This is a genomic window from Haloferax sulfurifontis ATCC BAA-897, assembly GCF_000337835.1.
GTDB classification, from domain to species: domain Archaea; phylum Halobacteriota; class Halobacteria; order Halobacteriales; family Haloferacaceae; genus Haloferax; species Haloferax denitrificans.
The window spans coordinates 13,637-32,629 of the sequence record NZ_AOLM01000006.1; the positions used below are offsets into that span (position 1 = coordinate 13,637).

General features: G+C 56.0%; 22 protein-coding genes. 14 read left to right on the forward strand and 8 right to left on the reverse strand.

The genetic code is table 11. The features are described 5' to 3' along the window. Nucleotides 1–287 precede the first annotated feature (287 nt). Entirely contained in the window at nucleotides 288–2,087 is a 1,800-nt protein-coding gene (locus C441_RS03860) for a cation:proton antiporter domain-containing protein (RefSeq protein ID WP_007273881.1), read from the forward strand. Between the two features lie 256 nt (nucleotides 2,088–2,343). Here C441_RS03860 and C441_RS03865 read toward each other — a convergent pair whose 3' ends face one another. Together C441_RS03865 and C441_RS03875 are read right to left on the reverse strand one after the other, a co-directional pair. After that, a complete protein-coding gene (locus tag C441_RS03865; RefSeq protein ID WP_007273882.1) occupies nucleotides 2,344–2,628 on the reverse strand; it encodes a PadR family transcriptional regulator in 285 nt (94 codons plus the stop codon). Between the two features lie 1,146 nt (nucleotides 2,629–3,774). Then, complete coding sequence (locus C441_RS03875) at nucleotides 3,775–5,424, reverse strand: sensor histidine kinase (protein ID WP_007273883.1); 1,650 nt, start codon at nucleotides 5,422–5,424, stop codon at nucleotides 3,775–3,777. A 549-nt stretch (nucleotides 5,425–5,973) separates the two neighbouring features. Here C441_RS03875 and C441_RS03880 point away from each other — a divergent pair. The 6 genes from C441_RS03880 (at nucleotide 5,974) to C441_RS18880 (ending at nucleotide 9,208) form a co-directional block, all read left to right on the forward strand. Then, nucleotides 5,974–6,465, forward strand: a complete 492-nt coding sequence (locus C441_RS03880) for a hypothetical protein (RefSeq protein WP_007273884.1) — start codon at nucleotides 5,974–5,976, stop codon at nucleotides 6,463–6,465. Between the two features lie 18 nt (nucleotides 6,466–6,483). Further along, nucleotides 6,484–6,744: a hypothetical protein gene (locus C441_RS18875; RefSeq protein WP_083874872.1), complete on the forward strand. Its 261-nt coding sequence runs from the start codon at nucleotides 6,484–6,486 to the stop codon at nucleotides 6,742–6,744. A 155-nt stretch (nucleotides 6,745–6,899) separates the two neighbouring features. Next, nucleotides 6,900–7,295, forward strand: coding sequence for a DUF7567 family protein (locus C441_RS03885; protein ID WP_049920418.1), 396 nt, complete (start codon nucleotides 6,900–6,902; stop codon nucleotides 7,293–7,295). 98 nt (nucleotides 7,296–7,393) lie between these two features. After that, entirely contained in the window at nucleotides 7,394–7,732 is a 339-nt protein-coding gene (locus C441_RS03890; RefSeq protein WP_007273886.1) for a hypothetical protein, read from the forward strand. 73 nt (nucleotides 7,733–7,805) lie between these two features. Further along, a complete protein-coding gene (locus C441_RS03895) occupies nucleotides 7,806–8,735 on the forward strand; it encodes an ImmA/IrrE family metallo-endopeptidase (RefSeq protein WP_007273887.1) in 930 nt (309 codons plus the stop codon). Between the two features lie 65 nt (nucleotides 8,736–8,800). After that, a complete protein-coding gene (locus C441_RS18880; protein ID WP_007273888.1) occupies nucleotides 8,801–9,208 on the forward strand; it encodes an SWIM zinc finger family protein in 408 nt (135 codons plus the stop codon). Nucleotides 9,209–9,241: 33 nt separating this feature from the next. Here C441_RS18880 and C441_RS03900 read toward each other — a convergent pair whose 3' ends face one another. Further along, entirely contained in the window at nucleotides 9,242–9,427 is a 186-nt protein-coding gene (locus C441_RS03900) for a hypothetical protein (RefSeq protein WP_049920419.1), read from the reverse strand. Nucleotides 9,428–9,807: 380 nt separating this feature from the next. Here C441_RS03900 and C441_RS19675 point away from each other — a divergent pair, with 380 nt between their 5' ends. Together C441_RS19675 and C441_RS03910 are read left to right on the forward strand one after the other, a co-directional pair. Continuing rightward, nucleotides 9,808–10,533 (forward strand): TFIIB-type zinc ribbon-containing protein, encoded by a 726-nt coding sequence (locus C441_RS19675; RefSeq protein WP_338041844.1) that lies wholly within the window; start codon nucleotides 9,808–9,810, stop codon nucleotides 10,531–10,533. A 126-nt stretch (nucleotides 10,534–10,659) separates the two neighbouring features. Further along, nucleotides 10,660–11,427, forward strand: a complete 768-nt coding sequence (locus C441_RS03910) for a hypothetical protein (protein WP_007273890.1) — start codon at nucleotides 10,660–10,662, stop codon at nucleotides 11,425–11,427. Nucleotides 11,428–11,567: 140 nt separating this feature from the next. On the opposite strand, the gene C441_RS03915 is transcribed toward C441_RS03910, so the two are convergent. From C441_RS03915 to C441_RS19450, 3 genes are all read right to left on the reverse strand, one after another. Further along, nucleotides 11,568–11,990, reverse strand: coding sequence for a hypothetical protein (locus tag C441_RS03915; RefSeq protein ID WP_007273891.1), 423 nt, complete (start codon nucleotides 11,988–11,990; stop codon nucleotides 11,568–11,570). 119 nt (nucleotides 11,991–12,109) lie between these two features. After that, nucleotides 12,110–12,460 (reverse strand): hypothetical protein, encoded by a 351-nt coding sequence (locus C441_RS03920; protein ID WP_152420685.1) that lies wholly within the window; start codon nucleotides 12,458–12,460, stop codon nucleotides 12,110–12,112. Nucleotides 12,461–12,693: 233 nt separating this feature from the next. Continuing rightward, entirely contained in the window at nucleotides 12,694–13,347 is a 654-nt protein-coding gene (locus tag C441_RS19450) for a hypothetical protein (RefSeq protein WP_152420686.1), read from the reverse strand. A gap of 443 nt (nucleotides 13,348–13,790) precedes the next feature. Between C441_RS19450 and C441_RS18885 the strand changes: the two genes are divergently transcribed. The 5 genes from C441_RS18885 (at nucleotide 13,791) to C441_RS19810 (ending at nucleotide 16,930) form a co-directional block, all read left to right on the forward strand. Continuing rightward, nucleotides 13,791–14,138 (forward strand): winged helix-turn-helix domain-containing protein, encoded by a 348-nt coding sequence (locus C441_RS18885; protein WP_007273893.1) that lies wholly within the window; start codon nucleotides 13,791–13,793, stop codon nucleotides 14,136–14,138. Further along, complete coding sequence (locus C441_RS03930) at nucleotides 14,138–14,476, forward strand: DUF7521 family protein (RefSeq protein WP_049920421.1); 339 nt, start codon at nucleotides 14,138–14,140, stop codon at nucleotides 14,474–14,476. Before C441_RS18885 ends, C441_RS03930 begins: the two co-directional genes overlap by 1 nt. 110 nt (nucleotides 14,477–14,586) lie before the next feature. Continuing rightward, complete coding sequence (locus C441_RS18890; protein ID WP_007273895.1) at nucleotides 14,587–15,522, forward strand: S49 family peptidase; 936 nt, start codon at nucleotides 14,587–14,589, stop codon at nucleotides 15,520–15,522. Further along, entirely contained in the window at nucleotides 15,519–16,556 is a 1,038-nt protein-coding gene (locus C441_RS19455; RefSeq protein WP_152420687.1) for a DUF4350 domain-containing protein, read from the forward strand. The genes C441_RS18890 and C441_RS19455 overlap by 4 nt, the downstream gene beginning before the upstream one ends. Before the next feature lie 200 nt (nucleotides 16,557–16,756). Further along, entirely contained in the window at nucleotides 16,757–16,930 is a 174-nt protein-coding gene (locus C441_RS19810) for a hypothetical protein (protein WP_007273897.1), read from the forward strand. 235 nt (nucleotides 16,931–17,165) lie between these two features. On the opposite strand, the gene C441_RS03940 is transcribed toward C441_RS19810, so the two are convergent. Next, on the reverse strand, nucleotides 17,166–17,942 hold the full coding sequence (locus tag C441_RS03940) for a CPBP family intramembrane glutamic endopeptidase (RefSeq protein WP_161618810.1): 777 nt from the start codon (nucleotides 17,940–17,942) through the stop codon (nucleotides 17,166–17,168). A 282-nt stretch (nucleotides 17,943–18,224) separates the two neighbouring features. Continuing rightward, the gene (locus C441_RS03945) at nucleotides 18,225–18,980 is read right to left on the reverse strand and encodes a hypothetical protein (RefSeq protein WP_007273899.1); all 756 of its coding nucleotides are present in this window, start codon (nucleotides 18,978–18,980) and stop codon (nucleotides 18,225–18,227) included. Nucleotides 18,981–18,993 lie beyond the last annotated feature (13 nt).

Consider the following 18,993-nt stretch of genomic DNA (forward strand, 5'->3'; position numbering starts at 1 on the left):
TCGCACAGAATCACACGGTACTGACCGATGTTGGAAATCTCATCGGATATCTGGGGTTAGCTCTGTTTTTGCTCACATTTCTGGTTCGTATCTCCATTGAGTGATCTCCAATCCAGGTCAGTATCACTTTGAATGGAGAAACTCCGCTTGCGATCGGCTCGTTGCCAGAGTCCCCTTTTATTTAACCCTCCCATCAGTAACGTCGACTTGGTGTTTGAATCGTGACTGCTGGGTCTGGGATCATTCCACTTGTAGTAATCATCCTTGGGCTCGGTGTCGTTGCTCAGATGTTAGCCGATCGGCTCTCGATACCGAGTGTTCTCTTCTTGATCCTCGCAGGCATTGCTGTTGGGCCTGAGGGTCTGAACCTAGTGGGTCTTGACTCGTTCGGTGGCCCAGAACCGCTCTCCGGTATCGTCGGCATATCAGTCGCGATTATCGTCTTCGAAGGCGCATTTCATCTCAAAATTGACAAACTCCAGCAAGCCCCACGTGAAGCGTTCCGACTGGTTACAATCGGCGCGCTTTTCACGTTTGTCGCTACGGCTACTGTCGTTCGATTCGCCTTAGGTGTACCATGGTCGCTCTCGTTTCTTGTCGGCGCGCTCCTTATTGCAACTGGACCAACGGTAATCACACCCATCTTAAACGTAATCTCAGTTCGCGACCAAGTCGGAGCAGCTCTCGAAACGGAAGGAATTGTGAACGACGTGACGGCCGCGATTCTCGCCGTTGTCATCTTTGACCTTGCTGTACTGGGTGACACGGGACTTACGGCCCTCCTTGAGTCGTTCGTTGCTCGACTCGGAGTTGGCGTTCTAGTAGGGGGAGTCACAGCCGCAGTCATCTGGTATCTCCTCAAACATCTCGATTTGACGCCCTCGAATGCCGTACAGAATGCGCGGCTGGTCGTCCTCATCGGTGCAATTGCAACGTATGGTCTCGCAGAAGCAATCGCACCGGAAGCTGGAATCGCGGCTGTCGCCGCTGCAGGCCTCATTCTTGGGAATTCAGACCTTCCGCACGAAGACGAAATCGAGGCATTCAAAGGAGATATCACACTGATTGTCCTCTCTTTCGTGTTTATCTCACTCGCGACGTTGTTATCCTTCAGCGAACTCGTTTCGCTCGGGCTGGGTGGGATACTCGTCGTCGTGGCTGTGACCCTCGTGATTCGCCCTATTGCCGTGTTGTTCTGTACCTATGGAGAGCGATTCACGTTTCGCGAGCAGTTGTTCATGAGCGCTGTTGGCCCCCGCGGAATTATTCCAGCCAGCGTTGCGACACTATTTGCACTCGAACTTCGCTCGACGAGTCCAGAGCAGGCCACTGTTCTCGTTGGGTCGGTATTTTTAGTTATACTCATGACAGTCGTTTTCGAGGGTGGTTTTGCTCGCCACATCGCACAAGCACTCAACGTACTTCCCATGCGTGTAATCATTGTTGGCGGAGGGCGCGTCGGTCGCGGCCTCGCCGAACGACTGGAGGATCGAGGTGAAAACGTCGTCATCGTCGATAAGGAAGAAGATGCCGTGGAAACAGCACGCAATGCAGGATTCAGTGCTCATCAGGGCGATGGGACTGACACTAGCGTACTCAAAGCAGCGGGAATCGAGAATGCCAAGATTGTGGCCGCGGCCACAGCAAACGATGACGCGAACCTCCTCATTGCACAGCTTACGAACACGAACTACGATGTCGAAACGGTGATCGCTCGAGTAAACACACCGGGCAACGTGGAAGCGTTTGAGGAACTGGGAGTCCGAGCGATCTCGGCGAACGACGCGATCGCTCACGAGATGGACAACGCCATCGAGCGCCCTGCACTGTCGGAGTGGATGACAGAACTCGGCCGTTCCGGTGACGTACAGGAAATTGAGGTCACATCAGATCGATTAGTAGGGAAGTCCATCAAGGAGCTCGATGAATACCTTCCAGATGGAGTGCTAATTGCGCTCGTCAGCCGGAGCGGTAATTCTCAAATCCCCACTCCCGAGTTAACGCTCCAACGTGGGGACCATCTCACATTCGTTGGCCGTCGCGACGCAGTCCATGCTGCAATCGAGCGGTGTCATCCTAATCCGTGACTAAAGCTGACGTGACGGCAGGGCTGTAACCGACTTCCCTGATCAAGTCTACCGACTGGTTACGAGCGGCGATTTTTAAGCCAACAGCTCTGTTGAATCCTTCAGCGTTGACATTGAGGTGAGGCGGTCTTTCCACAGGTTTCTACGGATTTGGGAACTCGGTCTTCAGTAGATCGCCAGACTTCGAGAGGGTTCAACAAAGTCTGAACAATGATTTGGCGCTGGCTCTACTCACGGACTCGTCTCGTCGTAGCAGTCAGGTTGTGATCTCGCTGGTATACTGCTGTTCCCAGTCGTCGCGGGCTTCGATTTCCCGGCGACCGCGAGCGGTGATCGCGTAGACGTTCGTTCGGCGGTCCTTTTCGCCTTTGTCGAGGAGGCCTTTCTCGACGAGCGTATCGAGGTTGGGATACAGCCGGCCGTGGTGGATCTCGGTCTCGTAGTAGTCCTCGAGTTGGTCTTTGATTGCAAGCCCGTGTGGCTCGTCCAAGCCGGCGGTGACGTACAGCAGGTCGCGTTGGAACCCGGTCAAATCGTACATTTTGCTGCCCGCAGCTAGTCTGAGAATACATATACGTTTGTTGGCCTCCAGTCGGGTTTCAGAGTGGCCTCGCTGGACGAACGTTTATATTGGAAGGTACAGCCACGACGCGGTATGCCGCCCTCCCGTGACCCGACCGCGGAATTTCGACCGTATGGCGAAGCGACGCAGATTCCCGACGTACAGCTGGAACCCGATCACGCCGAGCACGGCGACGTGATTCCGGAGCGTGACTACCCCGCAGGTGACGATCTGGACACAGACATCTGTCAGACCTGTGAGCGGGCCATCCATCGGACCCAGAGCCAGTGTCGGTTCTGCCTCGAACAAGACGTTTCGGGGCCAGACCGCGCCTCAGGTCCCCGCGAGCAATCACTCCACGGCATCATCTGTCTGCTCGTTCCGTCACAGTCATCGCAGGGTGCACTCGCAAAAGGGACTGCAGCCACACGATTACTGCAGCGTTCTCACTCGTCCCCCATCGATGAGTGTACACTTGTTGCAGCGCTCGAACAGCCGATCGCGGAGCCACTCCGAACTCGATGGGGTCACCTCCCGGACGTCGTCCCAGCGACTGGGTCGCGTGCGGGTGGGTTCGTAGCGAAAGCACGGTCAGTCTCGCTGTGGTCCGCTTCTCCTTCGACGGAGAGTTCTTTTTCGCGATGGTACGATGCTGCTGGGACGCAGATTACTGAGGACTCCCGTCGTGAATGGTTGCTCTCGGACTCGGAGACGTGGATTGTCCCGGCGATTGCGCTTCGGCGAGCGTCTCCCAACTCTTCACCATCACAGTTGTCGTCAACCCCGCCGACACGGCAATTGCTCCGCTGTCAGTCGTGTGGTAAGCAGACACCGCACCGGTTCGACTCACGCGACGACAGTCCACCCGCAGTGTGGGCTGGTGAGCCTGTCTGGCAGTGCTCCGTGTGTCGGACACCGCAGTACGGACCTGATCCAGATACCTGATATTGGTACGGAGACGGTTCAGAGGGTTCCGTTGCGTTCCTTAGAGCTAACAGAAATCGTGTGACATAGAGAGGGTGCATTCATCACAGAAGGCTCGTTTATTCGATCTCACCCTCCTGAACTAACGGTGAGTAGGACTGCTGTGGTTAGCAGTGGCGCGGCCTGGGACTGCCAGTTGTTTCACGCCACGGTTTCGATACCGAGAATCTCGAAGCGAGCACCGCCAGTGTCACTCTCGGTCACCTGTACTGTCCACCCATGGGCAGCGACCATCTCGGCGACAATAGCAAGCCCAAACCCGGTCCCACTCTCTCGCGTCGTATACCCCGGCTCAAACACCGAATCACGGTCCTCAACGGGGATACCGGGCCCATTATCCGCCACGTAAAACCCCACTCGATCAGGAAGCACCCCCACCGTAACGGTCACATCGGGCCCACCGTGGTCAAGGGCATTCCGAAACAGGTTCTCGAACAGTCGCTGTAGCCGTGCCGTATCTGCCTTGAACTCTACGTCGTCAGCCACTCGTAAGTCGGCGGTGGCTGTCTCAACCATCCCCCAACTCTCCGTTGCAACCGATGAAAGTAACACAGCGTCCCACTGCTCAACCGGTCGTCCCTCGCGGGCAAGCGTGAGGATTTGGCCAATCAGGTCATCCATCCGGTCAAATGCTCGCTCGACAGCTACTGCATGCTCATTTTCTTCCGCTACGCATAGTTCCTCGCACAGTAACTCGAACTGGCCTGTGGCCACGTTGAGTGGATTGCGGAGGTCATGGCTCACTAGACTAGCGAACTGGTCGAGGCGTTCGTTCTGCCGTTCTAATTCCTCACGGTACCGCTCACGCTCGGTCACGTCGGTGAGGACGATGGTTTGACCGAGCCCCGACTTCACTGTCCCATACGGCGTCTCAGTCACCCGATAATAGCGTGTAAAATCCGACTGTTGGACCGGCAGAATTGGGTCGTCGCTGTTGAGACAGGCAGCCACATGCGGGAGTGCCTGCTCCAACTGAGCCCCCTCAGCACCGTTGAGCGTGGGGAATACGGTCCGCGCCGCGTGGTTCGTATCCCGGATGTGGTTGTCCGCGTCGAGTGCGATGATGGGTTCGTCCCGTTCGCCGGCCAGTTGGACGGCATCAAACTGGTCGATATAGGCAAACGCAACACCGACGGCGAACACAGCGACTCCCAGAGGCTCGTAGGTGATGTCGATGAGGTAGGACGTGGTGTACCCAATAATATCTAGCACGACTGGGAGGCCCGTGATTCCGACGAGTGCGAAGAGTGGGCGTGTGTCATAGTCGATTTGGGTAAACAGTTCTAGGAGCATGAAGTAGCCGACGAAGGCGAGTGCGTACGAGAAAGCCATCGCGGTCCAGTGGAGTGGCCCGGTAGCCACGGAGAGATGGGGGAAAGGGGTGGTGACGGCGGTGGTTGTGAAGTATTCCTGGTGGAGAGGGTTGGTGATTTTCACCGCGACGAGGACGACGTAGACGCCGACTGCGAGGCGGCGATACGTCGGATTGTGGTGGTAGGTTCGACCGGTGTATGCAGAACAGAAGTAGAGCCAAGCTCCGACAGCGGCGAGACCTACCACCAGTCCGAGCGTATACCAGCCGAGTTTGAGGACCGGCGTGGGGGAAACAAGAAAGCCGACCTGTGCGGTCGCCCAGCTACCACTAGTTAGGAGGAGTGCCCACAGGCCGCGTCGCGTGTCGGAGTCGGTGATTTGGTGGAGGCGTGTGAGGCTTGCAAAACAGGCGAGGGCGGCTACAGCGAAGGTACCAACATAGAGGAGGAAGAGCGGCGATGTTGGTACGGCTGCCATAGCGGGCGTATCTGAGGAACGACTAATAGTCTACCGATATAGACGGTGACGTAGTGTGGATCACCTGCGAGACATGCGCTCTGTATTCAGCACGGGTTGAGAAATATCATCGGAAAATGACGAGCCGATGGCGTTAAGTCTGCATATATTTTGAGCGACTCAGCGCTCTCAGGCGGATATTATACCGGGGACCGACTTGCACCCTGAGTTTAGCATGGTTTCACCGATTTATCAGCGACTGTGGATTCAGCAGAGTCAATGTGATGTATCCTCTACAGTAGTCCACGATTTTACCGGCTGTTGTTGCATCGCGTCGACGACGTTGTCAGCTCACTTGAGGAATACCGTGGCGTACTACTGGTTAGTAAACAACATTGTCACGTGCAACAGTCACCCGTGAAATTGGGTCCTACTGTATAGGGACCCAAGAGCACCCGTACTCGTGATTTCTGGTGTGTCGTGGTGGGTTGTGTTTGTGTGCGCCGCCGATGGGCGCCGGCGCAGGGGGTCGGACAGACTTCGACTCCTGAGTTGGCGAGGTGACGACGAATGCACCAGGTAATCTACGCACTCGTGACCGCATCGACAACAGATGAAGCCCTCTCACGAGCCGCCGACGTGTTCGATCAACTTGTGGGGGCCGCCCCGCAGGCCGAAGCGGTGTTCGATTACTATGTGACGTTCGATGACGATTCAACAACGGTCGCCGGCAGCGCCCGCTGGGGTGACCTCCCGATTGCAGTCCCCGTTGCCTCGGAGGACGGCCAAGAACTGCTTGAGCGCGGCTGGCAGGCGACCACTCGTGAGTTCGAGCGGAATCTCGAGCGTATTCGAGAGGGCGTTGACGACCTTGACGCTGCGGCGATCATGCGCGATGAGGACCTCGTCAGGCATGCGTGCCACAATCTCGGGGCGTACCGCGGACCGGCGGTGTACCTCTACGACGAGTTTGCTGACGGCGTTCGGCATCGCGAGCGGCTTGAGCAACTCGTCGGGTCCAACGACCATCTGTGGATCGTTCCCGCTGATGTCCATTACTGACTTTGGAGGCTGTGCCCGATGGAACTCCTGAGAGAGACGCTTCCTGATCGTGGTCTCGCTGTTCGACTCGTCGTTGACGACGCAACTGCCAAGTATCGAGTTGAGTACACGCCGTTGTCTGGCGGTGTGATGACCGACGAGTGGACTGTGTTCGGTGGGTCCGTCGGCTACGATGCGTCGGTGTTTGCAACTGGCGCTGCTGCACGTGCGTTTGTTGAGCGCGTCCGAACGGTCTCACACGACGACGTCCTCGCGAGGTTAGCAGCAGACACAGACTGAGCGACCGAGTAGTCTGGTGGTGCGCTTGGTGTTGTTTTTGCGCCGCCCGAAGGGGCGGAGGCGCAGTAACAGATGCCGATTCCAACATTCGCAGTTGAGTTGTCCCGCGTTCACCACCAGTCGCCCGCGATGCTCGCCAGGGAGGTGAGTATTCGATGAGTCTCGAACGCGTGTGCCGTCACGACGAGGCACTGTTCGAGTTTCTGTGGTGTCCGGTGTGTGGCACGGAAGCGTTCACGCACATTCCCTTCGAGGGGGTGTTCTGCACAGAGTGCAATACCAGTGTGACGTGTCGTGAGTCGCCTGAATCGCGTGGTTACGATGAGGCGGTCATCATCACATTCGACGCAACAACGACGTGGAATCTCCACATCGACGAGAAACTCCGTCGGCCGCTTCCCGACGACGAAGCACAAGTTAAGATTCTCGGTGCGCCCGGTGACTACCACGTCGATTGGTGGGCACCAACCACGACCGAAGACTGGACGCCAGTCGAGCGCAACGAGTTCGCTGACGAATCCGAACCCGAGGCGGTGTCGCACCTCGCATAGCGTCGATCGAGAGACTCCTCGGTACCCGCGCGACATCGAGATTTTTTGTGCCCGTGATGGGTGCGGGCTGAAGACACAGTCCGTGTGACGTGATTTCCATGAGTCACCAACAGACAGAGTCAGACGTCTCGATCGACGAGATTCCAGTTGATCTCGAACTCGTGCATCGTTCGGAGTTCACCCGAGCCGACGTTCCCGATGAAATTGAGTCGATAACGTGGGCTCTCTTGAGCGAGCAACCACCGATGAACCCACTGGTCGTTCTCAAAGCGGCTCGCTGGTGGTACATCCACGGCGCAGGTGAGTCTGACCCCGTGTACTGCTGGGCGATTGAGTGGGTTCGACACCTCACGACCGGCGAAGCGACTGCCAGCGGCCTGTTCGGCGAGTGCCGACAGTACCTTCGTAGTCTCGAACGCGAGGACACCGACCAGTAAGTCGTCCCGCCTGTTTTTGTGCGCCCCAGAGGGGTGCGGCGCGTCCTGGAGGGACGCGTCAGAACTGAAAGCAATGGCAACAACGAGTTCCCCGTCGGTGTCGTTCGACGAGACCGACACCCGACACGACGAGATGCATCGTACGATCGAACAGTGGCTTGCGGACCTCGCTGCCGACGTCGACAACGCTCGGGCGAGCGAGCAGTTCCAGGCGTGGCTGGACATCCAGAGCCGGTTCCACGACTACTCTCACCGCAACACCCTCCTCATCAACCTCCAATGCCCTGAGGCGACGAAGGTCGCCGGCTACCGGACGTGGCAAGAAGAGTTCGACCGACACGTCGATGAAGGTGAGTCAGCGATCTGGATTTGGGCGCCGATCATCACGACGCAGTGTCCCGAGTGTGGGAACGCACCGAGCTATCACGAAAACAGCGAGTGTGAGTACGACGAGACGCCTCCCGAAGAGTGGTCAGAGGGGCTCGTGGGGTTCAAGCCCGCTCCAGTCTTCGATATTTCGCAGACAGAGGGCGAGCCACTCCCGGAGCTGGACACGGCGGCGACCGGTGAGCCTGACACGCTCGTCGATGATCTCACCAATATTGCGTCGGACCTCGGTGTAACCGTCCGCATCGTCGATCCCGACGGGTGGCGACATGGGGAGGCAAAGGGCGTCTGCCAGTCGCGGAGTGTTCAGGACCTCACCCCACTCGTGGAAGTGAAGGACCGGTCGAACCGCGCGGACCTCGCGTCGACGATCATCCACGAGTACGCCCACGCGATTTTGCACTTCGACATAACCGACGCAACTGAGCGGGCGAAACGTGAGGTCGAAGCGGAGGCCGTCGCGTACGTCGTCGGTCGCTATCTCGGCTTGGATACGAGTGGGTCGGCGTTCTACCTCGCGGCGTGGCAGGACGACGAGACGGACGTGCTGCAAGAGCGACTGGGTCGGATTAGTGGGACGGCCGGAGAGATTCTGTCGATACTCGACGCGGTCTAATCCGTCTGCCGTCCGGCGTGGTTTTTGATGCCCCCGAGGGGTGCGCGCAGTGCGCGTTAGCTATCATGACACCTGTCCTCACAAAATTCGATCCACCTGCACGCGTCCTCAAGCGGGCGCAGTACGAGGCGTTCGCGTTCGAACTACTTGACGGCGATATCCGCGTGCGAAACGAGAGCTATGCCGACCCGGCTGCGCACGAGTACCGGGTTCGAATTCGGGATGGCGTGCCTGATTCGTGTTCGTGTCCCGCTGACGCAAGTAGTGACAGTCCGTGTAAACATCGGATTGCAGTCGTGATTCGACCACGAGTACTCGACCTCGCCGTGCAGATGCGTGTCGTCGCAGATGGTGGGTCAACATCGAGCGGCGATGACGAGACAACAGACCTGCCCTGCGAGTGTGAACAGTTATCTGAAGCTCTTCCCTGTTGGAACTGCGTTGATGCTGGGCGGCGCAACCTATCTGAATAGTCGTGTGAGGTTTCGTACGTCACCAGGTACTCGTCAGTCTTCGGACTGCTGGGCTGCGGCGTACTCACCAGCAAACTGCTCGCGCATCTCTCGACGGAGCAGTTCACTCATGACTTCGTAGACGACCGGCTGGGGATACTTGTCGAGGAGGTGTTGGACGTCAGCTGCACATCTGCTTTTTTCAGTCGCAAAATTCGCCGTCCATGGTGAGCTACTCATACCAGATAGTAATTTGTTGTCTCAGTTAACTGTTCGCCTGGTGAGAAATTCCTACTAACGCAAGCCCAAACTGTGACTCACAGATATCCAGCAACACGAGTATCGAGTGTACGAAACTCGGTGGGCACGAGGCCCACGAGGGAGTTATCAAGGGGTGGGCGCGGATGGCTTGGTACGCGATTTCGCGCCCGTTGCAGAACAGGGCACGTCTTGTGTGACACGACGAGCCTGCAACGGTAATCCACCTGCGAGCATGTTTGGTATTGTGGTTCAGTCATTTAATGACCGTCAACCGAAGCCAACCTGTTCGAGACGACAACGGCGTTTTTTGGCCCCTGACGGGTGCGGGGCGCGGCGTGATGCGTCTCGTGGTGTTCGAGATGTCGACACGAGATGTCTACGAGCGACAGTTCGACGAATCGTGCGGCAAATCCTGTGGAAACGCCTCTTGTCCGGAGTGTGGCGGCCAAGTCATTACCGACGCTGGTGAACGGCGGTGCCAGTCGTGTGGACTCATCATCGACGGGCATGGCATCGACCACGGTCCCGAGTGGCGGTCGTTCGAGCGCGAGGAGCGAAGACGAGTGGGCGCGCCGCGAACGCCGACGCGGCATGATCACGGCCTCGCGACCGAAATCGGCCGACACGTCGACGCTAACGGGACCCCAATCCCAGGCGAGCGACGACAGCAGCTCTCCCGGCTCCGCACCCAGCACAGTCGGAGTCGGTACCAATCGAGTCGTGAACGTCGGCTCGCACATGGGTTGGACGAAGTCCGGCGACTCGCCGGCGTACTCGACCTCCCGGATGGCGTTGATATCGGCCCGTTGAGCACCGGCGAGCGTCGGCGCTATCTCGAGGGCACACTCGAACCAGGCGAGGACGTCTATCTCCTTGGAACCGCTAGGGAGACCGAGACGGGCTGGGACAATCGCGGATACGTAATCGACGAGCCGACGTCCGACGGTGATTTCATCCTCTCGGACAAGTCGGAGGCCACGCTGATAGAGGAGGGACGGAGTAGTGGCCTCGTCTTTCTGGCCGCTGGCGCGCTCATGATCGTGATAGGGCTGGCTTCACTCCTCTCGCCATTTCTACCGATATGAGAGTAGCTAGCACTACTATTACTATTATTCAACTATGGAGCTAACTTGTTGAATTCGATACCGGCGTCGGGATCTGCGTTTAAGCGTGTCGAGGCTTTTTTCCCACACCCGCGGTGATTGAGAGTGATGGCCCTCCAGCTCATCGACGCGATTACTGATGGAACCAGACGAGTTCTGACTCGAACCGGCGGCGTCCTATTGATACTCTTGCTCGCCCAGCAGATCCTGCTCGTCACGTCGATCAACACCTTGTTGGCCTCCGAAGCCCTGCCCGCGGCAGCCGACGTGATCGGACTGACCATACCTGTCTCTGGAACCGTTGCGGGTGCCATACTGCTCGGGACGTTCCTCTTCAGTGGCGTCTACTTCGTGGTCCTCTCCCGCGCGTTCGCACGGCCGCTGTCGCGGCTCTCTTCGTTCCCGACAGAACTGTACACTCGACGGGTCGGTCGAGCCACGCTCTCGACGCTCGTCGGCGGTATCGTCGTGTTCATCGTCGTCATGATTGGATTCGCCTTTCTGTTCCTGCCAGGACTGTTCCTCGCGGCGTGCTTCCTGGTCTTCATCTTCGCGGTTGGCGTGGAAGATCGAGGCGTGATTAGCGCACTCAAGCGGAGTTGGAGCCTCTCGAAGGGAAATCGGCTCCGTCTAGTCGCAATCGTCCTCATCTCCGGGATCGTCGGCGCGTTCGTCGGTGCCGTTCCGGCACTCTTCCAGCTGGCAGGTGCCTCCGCACTCGGTGACGTCGTGTCCGTCGTTATCAACAGCGTTCTGTTCACGTTCGTCTACGGCATCACGGCGGCGGCGTACCTGCAGCTCGCTCGGGGAGATGGTGGTTCCGGTGGTCCACGGTCGTCAGCGCCTACGAGCACCGGCCCTGATCCCGAGATATAGCTCGGTTTCGACGAAGGATTACTCCTGCATGTTGAGTAGCCCAGCCATCGTCGAGGATGGCTTTCTGGGTCTCGCTCATGCGGGCAGGCACTCCTATAGAGAAGGAGAGAGTCGACAGGACGGCCACGTCTAAGGGTCGATTAGAGGATTGGACGGAGGCTAAATCGTCCGATAGTCCGATCGAGTCCGAGTCTGAGTACTGCCTCCGCGAGTATGATCATCAGAACGAATCCAAGGAGGATGGGCCAGACGGTGAGGTACGACGAGAGTGGATGGAGATGCGTACCGTAGAGCCACTGATATATCGTCTCCCCCAGCACCCAGAGCGTCGCGAGTGGTGCTGAGATGAGCGAGAGACGGCCGAACAGATAGAGAGGAACGGCTGCTGTGAGAAACATTCCGACCAGAGCGTACCCGAAGCCGACGACGACCATGAGGCTACTTCCAGAGGAGAAATACACGCCGGCCGAGAAAAGCCACGAGATGACGATGATCGCGTATAGGCCACCGCCGAGAGCAGCGGCGGTGCGTGCGTCACGGAGACTGATGGAGGGAAGAAGCATACAGACGATATCCGCTTCCGATGTTAGTCAATTGCTCGGTGCCTCTCCAGTTCTGCGTGATTCGTAGAACGACCTCATTGATAGTTTCCGTGAGGCCAGTAGAGACGAAGAGCCCCCACTCATACCGAGGTCTCTTCAAATAGCCTGCGGTCGACTTCCCATCCAACCCCGAGACTACCGATGACAGCGAGGGCACCGAACCATGGGAGGAGCGCGTGGTCCATGAGTGACAACAGAATCCCGGCTGCGAACAATCCCCACTGCAGCGACTTGCGCTGTTCACCACCCTTATAGTGAGAGACAACCGACGGGAGGAGCAATAGCCCGGCAAGTACCCCACCGACGAAACTCGTTCGAATGGAGACTGTGCCGATTGTCAGTGTCGAGAAGCGGGTGACTATGATTGCTCCCCCGCTGACGAGTCCGAGAAACATCGTGAGACGGACGACCCATGAATTGAGTGAAGGCATCGCGTCTCAGTAACACTCCGTGCGTGAATAAACACTGTGTCGAACCAAACTTCCCTTTAGAGGCAATCGAATCGCAATTCACTCCTGAACCCGCATGTGGGTTGAGGTGGGGGTATCCTCTCTGCACTCAGCGCCGTGAAATTTCTCAATCTGATAACTTACTATGTCGTCGCTCTCTACCCCATTAAACGAATTCGGGCCACTCTAATGTGGCCAGACTTGCTATTCGCTAATCAGTCCCAAACCAATTTCTCATCCGCGGTGGAGATGCATTGTTTGTACGCACGCGCCATGATTGCTAGCATTACCAGACTAACTACCGCGCTTTCGAGGATCGATATACTGTTTGCGAGAAACTGAGGAAGATGTTCGAAGAGCAAATACGAGAGCGGAATTTGGACAAGCATCGGGACTATTGTGAGAAGGAATAACTGGCCACGTACACCTTTAGTGAGTCGCCAGCTTCCTTTGATAGCACTAATCACGCCCTTGTCCCTGACGGCGATCTCTTGCCCTGTGAATAACAGACTTACGCCGATCAGAGCGCCCGGAACGAGCAATACGAATACTATCCCCCCGAGAATAATCTTTCCCGGTAGTGAATCAGCAAGCCCAGAGACGAATCCATCGGTAACGAGCGATAATCCACCAAAACTGATGACCAGAGAAAGGATCGTAACGATAAGAACAGAGAGTGCAACGGCCCACGACGCGAGAAAACTATGAACGCTTGCCCATCCTAATCTGTGGAAAATGTACTCTTCAGGTATTTTTTGAGTATTTTCGCTCACTAACGTTCGATTGGCGATCACCCGTATCGGAATTGTCAAGATACCACCGGTTAGTCCAGCGATGAGCGCTGCGGGTGCAGCGACGAGCGACTGCATTTCGGTACCCGGTGAGGAAGCGGCGGATGGTGCGGTAGGAACAGCGGGATTTAGCGGAAGGTATGTCGTTGTGACCAACCGGACGATTCCGGCTTGTAACACCGACCCGAGAATCAGAGCAAGGAGAAGAATCAGGCCATTTCTCGTTGCTACTCGTGACACCCCATCCGAGATACTGCGACGTAGGCTGAGAGTCATATTGAAACGCCGAGTTGTCACCCTGATAGTTCAACCGATGTTACTTTGGATTGTTCAGTTGAGGGAAAGGTGAGTGTCGGCCCGTGACAAGGCCGACATTCGCCTGGAGGGATGGGTGCGCACAGCGGGGGGAACTGCTGTGGGCATCTATACTGTTCGGGGGGATAAGCATAGTCCAAGTGGATGAATTTCCAGCTCGGAAAATCAGAGGCCTCTTTTACTGTATTGTATTTGTACCAATAGATGTGAGTGAGGACTGTCCGACAGTCGAGGTACTCGCACTCCTCGACGACTCGTACGCTCGGGATATCCTCACTGCTACGAGTGAACGACCGATGTCCGCTAAAACCCTGAGCGAACAATGTGGTGCGTCGTTACCCACGATATATCGACGTGCCGAGCGACTTGTCGACTGTGGTCTCCTCGAGGAACGTACCGAGTTGGCCGAAGACGGACATCATTACAGTATCTACGAGGCTCGACTCCGTCGCCTCTCGGTGGAGTTGGAAGATGGTGAACTGCACGTCAATCTCGAAGAAGAGCGCGAACCCGACGTCGCTGACCGGTTCACAGATATGTGGGAGGGAGTATAATGAACAAACTACTCTTACAGATGGCCGTTGAACAAGCAGCGATCGACTACCTCGTCCTGCTCGCATTGACGCTCTTGGCCATCACGATGAGTGTGTTCATCGTCTTTCAGGCGTACCGTGGATCTCGACGAAACGATAGTCGACGCATGTTTTTCCTCGCACTCGGGCTTGCCTTTCTGACGGTCGTTCCCTTCTCGCTCTCACTCGTGTTGACTGCTGTCGGTCAATCTTTCCAAACTGGCCCACGAATGTACTCATTCTACCTTCCGGTTTCGACTCGTATCGTCGAACTTTGCGGACTCGCTAGCCTGCTCTATTCCCTGTATATCGAGGCCTGATTGCACCATTGAAGACTACTGATTGAAATACGGTCTGACATTATGCCGATTTTCTCGCTCAGTAAAACTGCTCAGGGGATTATCTCCTTTTCTCGTGATTCGTCTAATGTATGGTCCCCATACGAAAACAGACTCGAACTGCAATCTATGTGGTTGCGGTCGTAGCGGCTCTCATCACTGGCGGGGTCTTAGCCCCTGTCGCGTGGGAGTATACGTCCGCTCCTGATGGAACAGTCGCTGTTGTCACCCTTGACGGTGCGATAACTCCCGCTTCGGCAGAAAGGGTCATTCAAGACTTACATCAAGTACGTAATAACGATAATGTTGATGCCGTCGTCCTCCGGGTCAATTCGCCTGGGGGAACGGTGGCCGCGAGTGAGTCGCTCTATCTAGCCGTCAAAGAGACGGCAGACGAGAAACCGGTCGTTGCGAATGTCGCCGGCCAGGCAGCCTCGGGTGGATACATGGCAATTCTAGGTAGCGACTACGTCTATGCCACACCGAGTTCCCAGCTTGGGAGCGTTGGTGTCTATGGTTCAGTCCCTCCGATCCAACTCAGTAATATCGAGGGAATCGTTACGACGGCTCCGACCAAGGGAACAGGAGGGACGGCTGAAGAGGTACGACACAGTGTCGAACGAATGAAACAGACGTTCGTCGGCCTGGTACTAGAAGAACGTGGAGACGCACTTACTGTGAACAGAGAGACAGTCAGCCGTGCGAAGGTATACAACGGAATTATTGCTGTCGAAAATGGGTTTGCAGATGGGATTGGCGGTCGACAGGCTGCTATCGACGAGGCTGCCGAGCGAGCAAATATTGAGGACTATCGCGTCGTAACACTGGAAAACAACGGTAAAACATCGAATACTAACACCTCTCTGTCGTTCGAGAACATCGATACGCCGCAGTATCTCGCCCTTCATGGCGTGCCTGATGAGAAGGCAGTCACCCCCCTCGAAGTCGCTGATACGAACAGAACCACTCAGTCGATGACTGAAGATAAAACGGGTACTTCAGCCCAGTTTGTGGAGGCAAGTCAATGAACCCGCGAGATATCGCCGGTAGTCTATTCACATTTGCTTTAATCACAGTGGTCATCGTCGGTGCGGCCGGCGCAGGACCACTCCTCTTCCAACACGAGCAATCGACACACGATACCGGATTGCCGGATTCGTTCTCACCCGGTAGTACCTCAGTCCAGACGTCAGCTGAGGACGGTGAGGTTGTTGTCAACTCTAGAAGTACGGGAAAGGTAGTCGTCATCGATCTGGCTCACGGTAATGATCAGACAACTGAGCAAGTACGGACTCTCGAACGTGTCCTCATTGAAAACGGACATGAAGTCCAATTCCATGGAGACCCCAGTGGCTCGAGTTCGACTAACTCTATGACCCGAGGAAATGAAGATGCAGACCTAAACGCGTCTCTGCGTGGAGCAGATGCCTACGTGGTTATCAATCCCGAAGAACAGTTCGACGCAGACGAGGCAGCGGGCGTAAAGACGTTCGCGGAGGCTGGCGGACGAGTTCTCGTCCTCTCAGATCCCGAGTCTACGAACCTGGTTCAGGCACTTCTTTCATCTTTGGTTGGTGGAGGGGGCCAGGGTTCACCCAGTCCGCTCGCACCGATGGCGAGTCAATTCGGTGTCGGTGCTGGCTCGGGCTACTTATACAACATGGAGAAGAACGACGGAAACTTCCAGACGATTTACGCGACTGGAGCCGAAGGATCGCTTGCTGAGGGAGTCGATCAGGTAAGTTTCCACCGGACTGCTCCCGTGGTCGCATCCAGCGATGCATCGATCGCTCTCCAAACGAGTGCCGACACAGAGCTGTCGGACGGTGGCACAGCCAAGCGCTATGCTGTCGCTGCCCAGAGTGGAAATGTTGCACTCGTCGGGGATACGTCTTTCTTGGAAGGAGCGAACCTTCGAGATGCGGATAACGAGGTATTCGTGGGTAATCTCGCCGAGTTCCTCGTCGGTGGTAGTGTCGAGGAAGACGCCCTCGAGCCGATGGCCGAAGGAGAATCATCTCCTGAGCAATCACAGGCGAATCGAACGACATCATCCGCCTAAGCAGGCCATAGAGGGAAGTCACTGTCACACAATATGGGCTGTGCTACACAGCCAGTATTTTTTTGCACTGTTCAGATTAGTCGTCATCTTCTACCGCGCTGACTGTACTAAATACAGGAAATATTGTGCCGAGCGATTTTCAGGTAGCCTACGACTATAATGCAAAGAGATATACCCCGCTTGTTAATACGAATCCGTGTATGCCCTCCCCATTCGAAAGCCCGGCCCTCCGTTACGGTCTCAGCATCATCAACGCCGCAATCATCGCAGGCATCGCGTTTACTCTGCTCGAGGGTACGATACGGTGGGTTGCACTGGGCATCGCCGTGCTTGAGGTAGTGATCACACCGCAGATTCTGAAACAGGCAGTGTAGAAAAATCCGGACTGGGCCGCTTTTCAACTGAATTTTTCGGCCTCTGTCTCTAAGTCGGTCCAAGCGGCTAAGCACGGACCACTCGGACAACTAATCTAATACCTCGGTCATACGGTGGATGGAGTCTATCGAGCAGCCAATTGCTATCATCGGTATTCGGTCGGCGGACAGGCCTGGTAAGGGTGCTGAGTGTCGCGATATGTCCGTCACGAGAATGAATCCAGACCGCTGTCTGTCACTTCTCTGCACCGTTGTCGTCGGGAGCACGCCGGTCAATGCCTGTTCGAAGAGTCCCGTCGTGAAGATATACCCACCCGACGGTGAACAAGAGCGCAACGCCGAAGCGGAGAATGGTGAGCGTGTTCGAGTTCCAGAACCCTCCAGCTGTCACGCCGATTCGGAGCAGTGCTGGGAAGGAAGTCCCCGCCGAGAGTTGTGAGCTGACCTGAAACAAAAAGCCATTCGAGAGGTTGTACGCGAGATGAATGCCGACGGGAAGTGCGATGTGACCCGTGAGGACATATGCAGTCGACCACGCCAGACCGAATAGAGCCGCTGAGAAGATCAATTGCAGGCTTCGCCCTTCGGTTCCGCCACCGCCCGCAAAGATGACGTGACTGAATCCGAACACGACAGAACTCGCTCCAATCGTACCGATCATTCCAAACTGACGTCTGTCGAGACGAGCACTCAGTCCCTCGGCGAGATTCTGGATCATGACGCTCCGAAAGAGCACTTCCTCATAGAGGACGTTCGAGATCTGGCCAAAGATGATCGCGATGATTACGAGTCCCGTCGACCCGCCTGCGACGCTGGCAAACACCTCCGTAATAGTCCCGTATCCCAGGGCGACGCCGACAGCTATCGGAGCCCCCGACATGAGAATCCCACCGATTAGTCCGGCACCCAGGTCTGTCACCCATCGTCGACTACGAGCGATACCGTATGATGAGAGTGGACGCTGATCAACTCGCGTGGCGACAGCCAGAACGACGCCGAGTGCGAGCAGCATCATAACTCCGATCGCGAACTGATCAATCCAGGCAGCGTACTGGATCTGTAACTGTGTTACGAGGAGACGTAATACAATTAGCGAGACGAAGAGTACGAGAACGGCGAGAGCGAACGGGACGAATGCCCTCCATGTGGCGCGTACTCGATTATCATTGGAACCATACAGTAAACGGTGGGCGTGTACGGAAACAGGTTTCATATGTCTGTATTCTCGCGAGTGTTTAGTCTTGGAAGGAAACTCTCTGAGTCAGAAACTATGTCGTTTTTCCGTCTTCTCAGATTATGCTTGCATCCCGTTCCTATCGAGCTGATTGAATGCTTCAATCCAGATTCCTAACATGAGAATCGAGAGAGGCATCACAACGAAATTCATCACATACGCCCCGATAGTTGACCCGACAACAGAGGTGATTGCTGGCCCGAGGAACATTGAACTCGGAATCATAACCACTAGAAATGCGATGAAAACGATGATCAGCAGCCCGAATAGTTTGAGCCAGTTACCACGAGTCATCGCCCAGCTCTCTCGGAACGCATCGATGAAGCCACGATCTTCGATCGCGATTAGGAACGGTACGAATAAAAACGCCACGTAGGCGATAATACCGGGGATAAAGAGCAAGATCGAGCCAACGGAGATGACGATGGTGAGGACTATCCCCCCAAGCAACGAATTGGCAAGTACGTATCCGATATTTCTCGTGAGGTAGTTCGAATTAAGTCGGTTGGTATTGGCGTTTATCGTTCTGATAGCAAATACTCCGTACCAGGTCAATGCAAGAAAACAGATTACTGCACCGATTCCGAGCACCGAAAGCGGTGCGGTCGTTCCGAAGAACCCACCGGAAGTAGTCACCTCCATCCCTGTTGCTTCGTTGACTATCCCCGAGTCTTGGAGATATTTGAGAAAAATGCTATTGATGATTAACTGCCAGGCTAGCCCAAGTACCGTATATCCTGCGAGCAATGCAACTCCGGTTCGATTCGTCACCCGTTCAATCCCTCCAGTGATGGAGGAGGCAATCTTCAGTGCCATACCGGAGGGTTGT